This window comes from Anaplasma centrale str. Israel, assembly GCF_000024505.1.
Lineage (GTDB): Bacteria > Pseudomonadota > Alphaproteobacteria > Rickettsiales > Anaplasmataceae > Anaplasma > Anaplasma centrale.
Genome location: NC_013532.1, coordinates 926323 through 940785 on the forward strand (window position 1 = coordinate 926323; position 14463 = coordinate 940785).

Sequence of the window (14463 nt, forward strand, 5' to 3'; positions counted from 1 at the left end):
CGAATGAATGCACACAGAGTTTAGAGCCCACCACTAGAATGCAACCATGATATAGGTCGCCTCTGAGGAGAGTTTCCTCCTTTGTTTACACATTTCTCACTGTGCGAGTAGTACAATCTGGCACGCTCGCGTCAGGCGCGCAGTGTTTCTGGGCACTCAGATTCAACGATAAGCAGGTCATTTGGTGTGGGTGCACGCAGATGGGAAGAATATGCCTGGCTATACGTGTAGGATTTCTGTTATGGCCGGCGGACGTTCCCAGAAAAGCGTTCTTGGGTTGCTTTTTCTCGCCTAGTGGTGTCTTAGCATGCGAACAGATGGCATTAGTGCCCACAATAACCTGTGGAAGATTGTCCTAGAACATGGAGAGCCGCCTCGCGGCGGTCACAGAGCATCGTGCACGTCGGTCGTATACTCTCAAAAAATCCTCGATCTCGATAGTGAACCACGTTGTGACGAAACCCTAACAGACGTACTGCACACCATAGTAAAACCCACGGGTCAACGTCCTGAGCTACTGAAATACGTGTTGGCAGCCGTTGATCAGGACCCACGTACTCTGGTTATCTCTCAAGGAGAGGACACCCCAACACCACTGGTCACTACGAAGGCGGACAAGGCGTACCCCAATGAGCACGCAGCTATCAGGGTTGTGGAGGAGCATATTGTACAAGTCTCCAAAAATAGTGGCAAATCGGGAATTTTAAACCTGAAACCTGTAGACAAGATCCGGGTTATTATGGCTTATCGAGTTTCTTCTCCAAGAAACCGGAGCGACAGTTATTTGCTAAGCGATCTGAAAGTAGAGATAGAAAGCGTTGGGCAGGATGGAAGCAAGCCAACAGGAGAACCGCAAAGGCTAGGCACAGTGCAGGATGTGCTGTATACGCCTCAGCCACAACAGGACGCAGAACATGCCACAGGAACTAGTGTACATGCTGTAGAGAAACACTGTGCTAGCCTGTTGGAGAGAAGGACCGGTACCCTAAATTCCGCATATTCCCTTTTTTGCGATAACTTTTTTTTCAATAAGTACAAGCTCAAACAAAGAGTTGACACGACGACACGTGGTCGTGGCAAGACACCGTGGCAACTCATTAGCACAGATATTGCATATGACTTCGCCGAGGAAACCGACGCTCAAATTATAAGCGCGCAGGATTACCACCCAGACGAAATACAGTTGCACGAGGTAGTGTTGGGCGGGATGCGATGTAACCAGAAATTGGTCAACGTCCTGAAAGACACGTTAAAACCCACTGCAGACCGTGGTGGCCTATTGGGCTTTCTCGAATCATGTGTGAAGGGCAATGACATTAAAGTATCCGCGGCCGGGGTCACTATTGAAAACCCGAGTATAATAATACGCCCAGTTATTGACACCGCGTCGGCGGATCTTGTGCCCGCAGTTCGGGTGACAGAGGCACACTGCGTGAAGGTTATGCGCGTGAAGAAGAAGGGTGGTGTGCCGGAGTTCATTGGTCGGCTGGAAGCATTAGTGGAATTTACAATTGCGGCTACAGACGACCCAGAGAAGTGCGAACTTTGTAACTTAAAAGTAATCGTAAGGCCCATAGACGCATCTGGGCAACGCTCTGTTGGGGAAAAGTTCACATACAGCTCCACATACTCACACATTTTGCCCATCTCCCCCACAGGACGGAAACGCCATGGGAGGCTGGGCGCAGAGAAGTTTCACGTACCCGATACATACGACATTGTCACCCAAGAAAGCACCCCCGGGTTATTTGGAGTCTGCAGAGTAAAACTCAAGGACACGGCGGATAAGACGCTGTGTAACGCAGCACGTACCCCGTGGGACCTCATAAAAACAGAAGGATACTACGATACAGCTGGCGCGTCTGGTGCCAAGCTGCAGTTGCATGAGAGCATCGGGGACACCTTTCGTGATGAGCAGATAGTAAAATTTGCACGCGACGTTATTCAACCAACAAGTTTGCGTCCCGGTCTTTTGGGATTCATACAAGCATGCATTGACACCCGCAAAACGACCATAAGAGTTTCTGCGCGCGACCTTGGCAGACCCACACCAGAAGTCACCATGACATACATAGAGAGGCAGGGCATCACCCCACCTATGGTGAAGGTAGAAGAAACACACTGGGTCAAGGTGATGGATATAAATGATTCCCCGCCCATGCGTGCAAGGTTATTCGGAATACAGGATGGATGCAAACTCACACAAGACCAGCTGAAAGTTAAGCTAACCTACACAATAAGCGCAAAGGGCCAAAAATACGTGTTTGGAAACATGCATACCGAAGTTTGGTCTATGGGTCACAACGGAAATAGGGCGAAAGTGCCCCCGCTGGCGTGTAGTATCAACGCAACTTATACCTACGATGCAACAGATGAGAGAGATCCTATTATAGAGGCACTTCTACAACGGTCTGAAGCATCATTAAAGCGGGCAGCAAGCAGGCAACCAGCGGTTAGCACCATACCGCATGGGCGGCATGCCGGACAGGATGACGAGGATGGAGTACCTACCACAATACTCAAGGCAAGCCCGGATAGTGTGATGCGTGATGCGGCCAAGACTCCTTGGGACCTGATTTATGCCGGGGACGAGCACGACAATGCAGACAATGCAACACCAACTAATGACGACATCCTAAAATTCACCGAGGAATATCTACTCAAGCCGACAAAGCATCGTGAAGGCCTACTGGAGTTCATAAGGGCATGCGTGCAAGATGGCGACGAGCTAGATATGGCACTCAAGTCCCCAAAAATAGAAGTGGATGTTGAGCAAGATGACAATGGTCTACCCGTCAGCCCGTGTGTTGTTAAAGAGGAGCACTACGTCCGAATTGCCAGAGGAGGTTCAGATGCTTTGGATGTTCTGCAAGTACAAGTGACTTATAAGGTCAACGAAACCGCAACGGACGGGGAGTATGTGTTATCCGATCTGAACGTTGTGGTTAAGTCACTGGGAAGTGATGGAAACACCCCATCCGCACAAGAGCTGAAGTATGGCATCAAAGCCAGCGAATGTGTATCGAGGACAGGGCCCGTGCGACCTGCACACAGGAAGAGTACCACAAAGACAAAGCACTCGGAGGGTACCGAATGTGATCGGCAAGATGATGAACAACAAGAATTGCGGGAACGGTCTGCAGCATCATTGAAAAGGGCAGCAAAGACGCAGGCAGCGCCGTCATGCATAAAATTGAACGCTAACCACACAGTCTGTCATTTGTTTGTCAAACACTATGGGTTGTCCGCACTGGTTTTGGGCAAAAACTGGAGCACTAACAATCGGGATGATGACGATGCCACCCCTATTGAACTCATAGGCATAGACCAGCAACAAGCTCTATTGTCAGCAGTGCTTGATACCGAGCGGAGTTGTGACCTTTTGATGGACGTGCTGAAAAAAAGCGTAAATATCAAGGATGTTAAATTAACTGCCACACAGGACCCGCAGATAACCAAGCGGAATATCGTTGGCAGCGATTGTCGCGCAGCAATTAGGGTTCAAGAAAAACATAAGGTCACAGCAAAGGCTATAAGCGGTGCAACCAACGATCTGGATGCTACTCTGTCTTACGTAATCTCCGCCGACAAAACCGCACAACATGCCACCATATCGGACGTGAAACTGAAAGTGGCCATTGCAGACACGGGTGATATGCAAGATATAACATTTAGCGGCACTGAAGAGATTGAGGTTCCTAACTACCTACTGCAACAAGTTGCCAGCAAATCGCGGCGGGGTGTAGGTGCTAGAAGCTCCGGTCCCGTGCGGGATGATATCGAAAACCTGAGAAGCATTGACAAGGAATTCAAGAATATATCTAGAGAACTTGAACAATTAGCAGAACAACTTGGAGGGGGTTGTGGATTCGCACCCGGACACACTGAAGTGTTTTTGGTGAGGGTACTACAGCACAACATCCGCACACCGGGCGTTACATTAACTGCCAAACCTGGCCCACAGGTAACCCGACATAAGATCGAAAATGATGACGGTTCCGTAGCAATTAGGCTCCAAGAGAAACATAAGGTCAATGTGACATGGCAGGACCCTGTGTGCAATACGACCAAAGATCTGGGTGATCTGGATGCTACTCTGTCTTATACAATCTCTGACAGCAAAGCTGCTGGGAATGCGGTAGTATCGGACGTGAAGCTGAGCCTAGATGTTGCGGGTCAACGCGTTATGAAAGACATAAGCCTCGGCAACATTGGGGAAATCAAGGCTACCTACGACTTATCGCAAAGTGTCGCCGAAGAACCTCAGACGGAAGAGGATCCCAGTAGAGATACTGGATCTGGTCGGCGCACAAAACGCCTCATAGGCTTCAGCAACATTGAGAGCGAGGGTTTCAGTGAAATAAAGAGGGAAGCTGCAGAAATTGTTAGTGCACTAGGGGCAAGTGCAAAGGGTGTGGCCCAACGCGTGGGACATGCTAGTGGGATGGTAACGCCTGACAATATAACGCTGAGCACCAACCACAAGGCTTGCCATGATCTGGTCACAGATGGGGGGCTGTCCTCATTGGTGTTGGGTCAAGACTGGGCAGTTAGCAATCGAGATGATACAGGTAGTACTCCAAATCTTGAGAACCTGAGTGCAAGCGAGCAGCGCACCCTTTTGTCAACAGTGTTGGATACGGCGCCAGACAATACCCATGAGTTCTTGATGAAGGCACTGGAAAAGAGCATCAAGACACCAAACATCATATTGTCCGCCATAACAGACAACGTAACTAAGCGGGATATCAAGAAAGATGCTGGTTCTGCGGCAATTAAAGTTCAAGAGGAGCATACGGCCGCAGTGATGTGGAAGGCAATCGCAAGTGACACACCCGCAAATCTGGGCAATGTGAATGCCACGCTGTCTTACACAATTTCTGCTGACACAACCGCACAACATGCCATCATATCGGACGTGAGACTGAAAGTAGCCGTCGCAGGCACAGAAGCTGTGCAGGACATAGACTTCAATGGCACCGAGAAGATTCAGATCCCCAATACATTACTGCGGAAAGCCGCCGATACATTGAGAGGCACTGGTCCTGTGGGCGAACAGATTTACTTTTCCCAGATAGACACGGACAGTGCAGCGCCACACGCAGCTTACCAGGCCCCCACTAGTGGCCCCACCACGAAAGGGAAGCCGGAAGATAAGGCGCAGGGCGGCATGCCTGCTGCGGCAGGACAACCCCGTGATGGAGTTAATATAGCGGTCTACACATGTTTGGCGGATAACAGCGCAACGCCAGCACAAGGAACACCGGATAGCGCACCGACCAAAACACAGCCACACGCGGCTGCAAGAGCGGGTGGCGGAGCCGTCTTTGCGCTCAAGAGCGAGCCAGACCAGATCATGCGTGATGCGATCCCAAATCCCTGGACCCTTATTGACGCTGGAACATATCACCAGGACAACAAGAAGAAGGCAAAGTCCGGAAACATTGAGGAATTCTGCTCAAAATTTCTACACCAGGAGACTATCAGGCGCAAAGGTTTGCTCGATTTCGTAAAATCGTCCATTAACTACGACCAGAATGCAAACATCAGCATTGTCCCATCGAAGAGGCCACAGGGGTCCACACGCGCCAGAGGCCCCAAAGGCGAGCGGCATATAATTGCAGAAGTAATAGTCACCGAGCACCACGAATTCAGTGTATTAAATAGCGGCAATACAGTAGGCAGCTTGAAAGCAAGCGTGCAATATGCAGTAAAACCCACTGTTGTACTGAACAAATATAAAATCAGCGACTTGAAAGTTACAATACAACACGAAGATTCAAACTCGGAGCTGAAGTACGAGAGCACTGGCACCCACGAGGTTGGCTTGCCCGGCACAGAGACAGAGCCACAGCCGCCAAAGCTTGTTACATCATCCACTGCAGCACAACAGCTTTCAGATACAGCATCTACAACCATAGAGCAGAAGGTTGCTGCTGTAGCTACAGAGTTTGGTGCTACGCGCACAAGTTCCGATCCTTCGCAATCTGCAAACATAGCCAAGTATCTGGAAGGCATATCACAACCCAGCAGTAGCGGTACAGGTGAACCACCAGAGACTCCTCCGAAAAAAAGTAGTGCTACAGACACGCAGGACCTGGATGCCGGCACCGGAGTTGTGAGACAAGCCAGTAATGCCACTGAGCATACTCCGCAGCCCGTAACGTCTGCGGCAGGTAGCAACGCACCCGCTACACATCGCGAAACTTGCGCGCTAAAGAGTAAGCCAGATCAGGAAATGGATGCTGCAGCAGCAACTCCTTGGAATCTGGTTTATGATGAAAACACGCACAAGCCGGGCGGAAAGACGCCTGCAGGTGATAGCGTCATGCAATTCATAAAGGAATACTTGCTCAGGCCTACACCGCAGCGTAAGGGCATGTTGGAATTCGCTAAAGCATGTATACGCAATGGCAATTATGGTCTGGTTGCACACGCTACAAGCGGCCCCAAAATAAAGATAACAACCCTAGATCAGGGGGAGGGCAGCCCCACAATTGTGGAAGAAGTACACAATATCGAGATCAAGAATTTGGCGGGGAAGATACTGGAAGTTGTAGCAGCAAAGGTAAGCTACAAAGTAAGCGGCACTGCGACGTTAGGGGAGTATGTATTATCCGATATGGACGTTGTAGTTAAATCATTGGGGGCTGACGGGCAAAGTCCATCCGCTACCGAGCTAAGGCATAGTATATCAGCCAGCAAGCGTGTTTCGCGAGAAAAACAGCCCGCATTTGCGCAAAGTGCCGCATCAGCACAGCGCTTTAGTGACACAGATGGACAAGACACCGACCAAGCAAGGCTTCGGACACAGGCAGCAACAACACTATCTCAGGCGGCACAACAAAGTGTTGCGCGAAGCCGCTCTAATACAAAATCCGTTGCAATTCAGACTGGCGCAGACGACTCACCTGACATCATCCTTGACTCCAGTTACACTGGTGGTAAAGAACTCAGTTATGTATTGCACACACTGGTTCTGGGCAACGACTGGGTGTTGAGACACAAATTTGATGGCAGCACCAATATAGACCCTGACATTTTTTCGGACCCACGCGCACAGTTGACACTCCTATCAGCAGTACTAGACGAAGCACCGGGTGTCACGCACAAGGGCTTGCTAGATGTAATGCAAGGCGGCATAAGCACACCAAACGTTTCATTAGCTGTCAAGCAGGGCACGGCACCTGTGGTCACTAGGACAGTAACCACAAACAGCGACGGTAGTCTGGCAATTAAGGTCCAAGAGGAGCATGAAACCACAGCAAGGTATGTAGTACCTGGCACCGCCAGAGATCTGGACAAGGTGCGTGCTGTCCTTTCATATGTTATACGCCCCGGCACACGTGCACGGAATGCCGTCCACGTTGTACTCTCAAACTTACAGCTGAAAGTGGTCGTTGAAGGCACAGGTGAGGAGCTGGTTGTCGATTTTCCCGATAACGAGGAAGCGCTCGCTATTTCTGGCGACTTGCTGCAAAACATTGCCAATACGGTGCGTGGACGCGCTACTGTTGGCACTCAATCGGGAAGCGAGCACGATAGCGAACCCTACGAGAGCTATAAACAACCTCGTGGTGTGGCGGCTTTGTTTGCATCAAGCGCTCAGCCCAAAGCAGATAATGGCGACGTAGGGCACCTCGCAATGGGGCATGCTACAGCATCGCAGGAAGGAGGAGGTGATGTCGCTTTTACCGCCCCTCACGCAGCGGCAACATCCAAAGACGGCATCACTTGGGTTGAGCATACCGGCATTAGTGACGGCACAGAACCAGAAGCTACGGACCCAAACTTGGCACAGCAGGGGCAGCAGTGGAGCACAACACGAATACTGCAAGCGATGAAAACACGGCGTGAGGCAGATGCAGCAGCACGAAGCAGGTACGAGTCACAGGAGGAGGACAGCGACTCCTACGAGACGGACACAGAAGAAGAGGAGGAACAAGAGGAAAGTGTAAGTCGCACAGGATACGATGACCGGAACTTGCTAACAGACTCTGAAGAAGAAGCAGAAGATGCGGTGAGAGCAGCGCGTACTGCTAAATCAGGAAGGGGGCCACATCGCACCCGGCGCGGCAGAACACAAAACGCTGAAGCATCCGGACTTGGTAAGTCTGAGATGCGGCACCAGACCAAACAGTCAGCTAAGCGTGGCACCGCAGAAATGCAACTATTTGCTTCTAACGGGAAGTTTAATTTCGTTGACGAGGTCAAAAGAGCGCTCAAGAACGAGCGTCTGTGCCGCAAAGTTTTCTATCCACAGAACGCGGATGCTGCAGAATTTGGGGAAAATCTCCTGCTGCGTATCGCAGAGTTGAGTGTTGCTCCTCTTGGTACCGCGGTTGACGATTTACAGATCGTAGGCAGCATATGCAGTGACGTAGACTACTCAGAACCCCAGCAGGAGTACACAGTAGCGCAAAGTGCCACAGTTGATGCTGGAATCCATGGAAAGTTCTACATTTCCGTCCGGTACCAGGTCGCAAGAGAAGTTTCAGTGTACTCGACCAATTATACAGTCAAAAACGCCACCATTAACCTGGGTCTTACAGAAAACTCCGGAGCAACTGTCCTCCCTGTCAGTGACATAGTTTCTGCAGTTGACACGCCGTGGCGCGCCGCTGTTGCGGAATGTAGTAGGCCGCAGGGTGGATTTCGCACCCGCGCATTGGCGACAGATGACGATGTACAGGGATATCAAAAAGTCAGGGTTGGGCGGGAGAAAAAGCGCACAAAACAGCAACCTATGCCCGAATTTGCAGAGGAGAATGTGCTGCACATGGCACCACACACAAGCAGTAAGGGCTGGTTTAGAAAAATACTGGATTGTGTGTGTAAACTCTTTGGAAAGATATTCAAATTCCTACGGCAGTGTTTTGGCGTGCAGAGCGACACACTCGATGATTCTGCGCAATACGTAAGAGACACCTACAGGCCCACTGAGGATGGACGGCGTGACCCACGCACAGCACACCTGCTACGCACAAGTGGTGATGCTGATGCACCGCACCAAAATGAGCTGGACGAAAGCGACTATGAACATCTTGGTGCAGATGATGACGAAACCACCCGCTTTCCTTCCGAAGTAGTGAGTGACAGCACAATCCACAGCGTATCAAGCAGGCGAGCAGAAACCACTAGGAAAGGTCGCGGGTAGTGGCTCTGGCAGGATGTGTGACGCAGTGGCACCACCAATGAAGCAATAAACCCAAACTGCGCATAACGCATGGCCCAAGATGCACTCATAGAACATCCCAAAAGCCTACATCTGCGCGTGAAAACGGCGTATACCCCGCAGGCCGGATCGTTCGAGCCTTGATGGACTTCGACATCCACAACCTTTGATATTCACGCACTTTAAGCATTTTCATATAGTTGTGGGGAATGTACGCACTGTGGATACACCAATCGCAACATAATTAATTGCCTCCTGCATCCACCCCAATAGCGGCATACACAACAAAATAGTGTAAAATTCTTTACCAGATGATACAAAAAATTGTATAACAGCATGGTGAATAACAGCGCTGTTACTCGTGCCCGAGTTGTAAAATTATTGACTTGCTCTACCAATACCGTACATAATCTCCGGGTGTGTGTATGCTCCGTTGCGCGTGTAGCGTGGCCTTGCGGAGCCGGTGTTGGCCGTACCCACGCGGGGCTTGGCAGCTGTGGTTGTCTCTGAGTCCGTGTGTGGGGGGGGGGGGAGCTAGAAACGTGTCGCAGATGCTAAACCGTTGGTAGATTTTGCGGTAGGTAGCGAGGGCTTTTGGTGCTCTTGCGCCGGCGGTGTGTGCGAGCGGTGCTGGCAACCTAGCGTAGATGTTAAGCGGAACAGCAGCGGATACGGGCGCGTTCCTGTCCGCTGAGTGTTGTCAGATCTCGTCGGGCTTTGTTGCCAACATCTAGGTGAGAGGGTGGCTCTACCTGCAGCTGAAAATGTATGCAAGTGGCAAGGGAAGTGTCAGTTTATGCACGCAGTAGGTTGGAGCGGAGAAGCGTAGACACGCGGTTTTGGGTATCAGACAGATCGTATTTGTATGGAGTGTAAAGCTGGGGTACCGGGTTTGGGTGGAACTGCAGGCGGCATGCCAATCGCAAGAACGGTGTGCGTTGTACGGGCCCTGTGGAGAGCACCAGCGTAGGTGCGCCATGCTTTCGTATAGATCGTGGACTGAAGATCGCGATGAGGTGGTAAGATGAGTGCGGACCAAGAGGGCAGTGGAGCGGCTTTAGCAGCTTCGGACGGTACGTTGGGCAACAGTGGTGCAGTGGCACGGCGCGGTGGCGGTGGTACTGCCGTTCCTGGTAGTGGCACAGGTCGTGCGCCTACTGCCCAAGAACTCAGTGTCGTTGAAACCGCTTTTAGAGGCGGCAATGTGCACAATGTTTTGGATGCACTGTGCGAGGAGGGAGAGACTCCGCAAATTTTGGCGCATGTTTCCAGCACTATCATCCGCAAGCAAGGGCCAGGCCTCGGTACCGACAGCGCAGTCCTAGCAGCACACAAGTTCTACGTGGTGCGTGTGGTACCAACAGACGGCGAAGGATGCAGCAGGTATCTTCACGTCCGGTTTGAATATGAACTGCAAGCCTCGCTGTCCGGCAGCATTACTTATCCTGTCGTGCGTTGCGTGCGGCTTGGGAGTAGGGCCTTGGACCGCGGCGCGGATATCATAGCACCAAGTGGCAGCCTTGAGTTCGACAAAGTATGGAAGGCGAGCGGCACAGGGAGTGGCTCTGCTGGTGCGCAGGGTAGCATGCGCGCCGTACCTGTGCACAGCGCAATATTCGCAATACCTGGCTCGCCATTCGATTGCCAGCGTAGTGACATCATTACATTTGCAGCCCCAATAGACATTAACCCACACGTGCACAGGAGCCTACTGACTGATGCGTGTGTGTACCAAGACACAACGATGCTGCACAGAGACGCTATGGTTACAGTCACAAGTGGTGAGCCTGACGCCGTGAGGCACGCTGTAGTCGATGCTATGTATTACGCAGATCACCCCGGGATTAACATTGAGCTCACACCTCCAGTAGAGTATAGCATCGGGCACCCCGCAGTTGTGGCACTTAGCAGTCGACGTGGTCCACGTCATGGTGCCACTTTTGAGCGCCATTACGTGTTCAAAACACACCGCGGCAGTAGAGTGCACAGGGTTCATGCCTTCATCGCATTAGATGCGGCAAAACACAGTGGTAGCAGTACCGGACAAGGCCAATATACAACACCCGCATTTGCAGTGCGGGTGTGTAGTAACACGTTCAGACTGAGTCACTTTCTTGCCGCATCAGTCTCCGCAAACGTGAGTGCGGAGCAGCAACAATTCGTGGTACACAGTCCGCAGGACACGCGAACTACAGATACGGATGCTGGTAGTAGCTGCAGTAGTGAGGGTACTACGGTACGGACTACGGCTATCCCTGGAGGAAGTGGCGCAGCAGCACAGCAAGTGGGAGGTCTGCCACTCCTCGTCGTAAACAGTTTTGAGTCGGATCTGAAGGCTACAAGCAAATGCAAGTTGGATGATGCTACTATAAAGTACCTACTGGACGTAACACGCAACCATGCAGTAGGTGCAGATATGAACCGCGCACTCGTTGAAAGCCTGACAAGAATCATCCCCACAGGTGGGAAGAGGGACTTTGAGTGCGCTGACGAAGGCTTGCGTGAGCTGTTGTCCAGCGGCAATGTATCGAAAGACGGACAAGTGATCAAAGCGCCGCCCAGCACAGAGGGGTCCAGTGCGCTGGACGAATTCAGAAATGCGCTAGGATTGCAGCCAGGCACAACTGACCTGCTGCTGCGCGCCATAATCAACACATGCGACACGGTCCACAACGGATTCACCGTTGTGCAAGAAGACAAAGAACTGCACAGAATTCAGCCCACAGTTAAACAGAGTCTGGCACTGGTGTTCGATGATGCTGCCAGTGTGAAGAAAGCAAAGATCATTAGGAAGCTGGAGCTGGAGTACAAAATTAGTGAGGACGATGCCTTCAAAACGTCTGTAGATGTCTCTTATGAACTGTCTTTGGCGACGCTTGAAGACGGGCGTATGAAGTTGACAACCAGCAATATTTTAGCTACCGCCACCGACGTTGACTCTACGCGACCAGGCACTGTCGTACCCACACCCACAGTTCTTTCATATCCCTCGCAACTCGATACAACAGTGAGCGACTTATCGCAACTTTTTGTGGAGAGTAATACCCCCTTGGCAATCTGTGCTGCGGTTGGCAGTTATGGACTGCGTGGCGTGTTCCTGCCCCAAACAAAGGAAACCCCCAGCGGCGCTGCGACCAGCTTTGCACCCACAAGAGGAAAGGCTAGTGCAAGCATCGTAGAGTTTTACAAAACGCAAGAGGGTGAAGGCGGCAGTCAATTCTTGGAAGAACAGCTAAGCGATACTCTTCCGCGTCTGCTTGGCCTACTACCATGTAGGCTGCGTCATAGCACCGGTAGCTGCGGCACCAGTGTGGAAATTAGTGAGGTTTTGCGCTCTGTATCCGGGCACCTTATAGGACATGTAACTGGGCTCGTGGAAGAAGCGTATGAAACTAGTAGAATTCCCGGAAGGGGAGCAGATAATGGATGCGGTGTAATTGCGGGTACCCGAGTTAAGCGGCTCTACAAAATGTCGACACCACAGCGTAGCCTATATGTGTGCGTCGAACACGATCTGCTGTTAGTCGAGAGTACACATACCGACAGAGAGGGACAAGACGTAGTATATAGCGACCATATAGTGTGTAATATGAAGATAGGCTGTTCAGGAGATAAAGAAAACATCGAAATGCTGGCATTCCCTGACGTGACCGCGACCGTCCGTTCCGACCAGCGTCGTGAGCATAGGATGACCGCAACGGTTGCCAGCAGTACAAGTGGGGTTTCCCACACAGGTGGAGACGCATCAGCCGCAGCCCACCACAGCACGACGGAGGGTGGCAGTGGTGAGGTCGTCCCACCCAGCAACAAGGAGAAGGACGGCGGCGACGAAACTGCCGCTACCGCATCCGAGCATAAAAAGGCAGATAGCGGCGGCAAGGTTACCCCATCCATACACGAGGAAAACGTGAGTGAACAACCCCACACCGATGCCGGGAAGGATAGCAGCGCCACCTCGCCAGGGGGGGATGACGTGCCTAGTGGTGTGCCTAGCGATAATGATGCAGACCGCACTGAGCACGCTGCTGCCGTTGTTTGCGATGTTACCGACGCTAAGATCACTGTCAGCAAGTTAAATGACAAAGGAGCAGCTGAGAAGTCTGCCACATTTACAATCCCCAGTACGAAATCCAGCTCGGCAAGCGCCCCGTATGATGACGCGAAGGCTGAGTGCAAAAAATCGGGGCAACGGCGCCATCGAGATGGTGTGTCAGCTCACAAAACGCGCAGAGACAGGGTTAGAACTGAAGGGAAACCTAAAGATAGAAAAGGGGATAAGGAAGCCGCGTTCGTCGCGGAGAAGAAAGCGCCTGCCACACCTAAGGAGGAACAACAGCACAGCAAAACGTGGTTTGCGCAGTTGTGGGATGTGGTGTGGCATTGGCTCGTGCTGGTGGTAATGCTGCTGCTCACATACATTGTGGCAATGGTGTTATGGAGTCGCACGTATCTTCTTTGTGGTCTCTGCAGCTTGTTGCGCCTGTGTCGCCGCTCTCCAAAGGTGGAAGAAGGCGAAACGCTTACCAGTGTGGTAGGCTTGCGCGGCTTTGCTACGCGGCAGAATGTTGTTACGCAGCCTATTGTTACACATCCAGATGAACATGATGGTGATCGGTCGCACTCCCATGCCAGCAACACTGATGGATGCAGCGCGGGGGGGTTAGCTGAGTACGAGAACGCGGGTTCGTCGGAGGATGCTTCGTCCATGACGGCACAGTCGCAGCGTGTGTCGTCACGGTCACCCGGGAGCGCGTTGCACGACAGCGCCGTAGCTTCCGCAGTGGCATCCGGCTATAGTTCTGCTAGCACTAGTGAACACTCAGCGTCGGTGCGGTCTGAGATACCCAGTCGTGCGTGAGCCTGTTGACTGCTGGAAATGCAGCAAACCCAGCGGAGGGTCGAGTGTGGGCCCGGCGGGCCGTTGTGTCGCATGTGCGCGTGCACAGTGCTTGCCAGGAAAAATGCGGTAGGGGCTTTCTCACAAGTTAACGTAGTTATGTTTAGGCACTAATGGGGGAGTATCCTACAAACTGCGTTGTAATGGGAATGCCGTGCCCTGCGTGCTCCATTTATACCACAATATTATGGGCGCACACGCTGCAGTCTCGGATAACATTACAAGTGCAGCGGCCTTTAGCACCGGGAAATTGTTAATCCGCACGAACACATGGGCTACTTGGCCAACCGTTTGTACACATCGTGCACACGGGTGTACTGGAGTGCCCGTACGTGCGCACCGGACGTCATTTTAGGACAGCCAAACCTCTTCACTGGTGGGCTTGGCAAAC

Annotated in this window: 2 protein-coding genes; both read left to right on the plus strand. The window is 51.8% G+C overall.

Features of this window, described 5'->3' with window-relative positions:
• Positions 1 to 307 precede the first annotated feature (307 nt).
• The gene (locus ACIS_RS03900; RefSeq protein ID WP_012880888.1) at positions 308 to 9157 is read left to right on the plus strand and encodes a hypothetical protein; all 8850 of its coding nucleotides are present in this window, start codon (positions 308 to 310) and stop codon (positions 9155 to 9157) included.
• A gap of 1042 nt (positions 9158 to 10199) precedes the next feature.
• The gene (locus ACIS_RS03905; protein ID WP_012880889.1) at positions 10200 to 14033 is read left to right on the plus strand and encodes a hypothetical protein; all 3834 of its coding nucleotides are present in this window, start codon (positions 10200 to 10202) and stop codon (positions 14031 to 14033) included.
• Positions 14034 to 14463 lie beyond the last annotated feature (430 nt).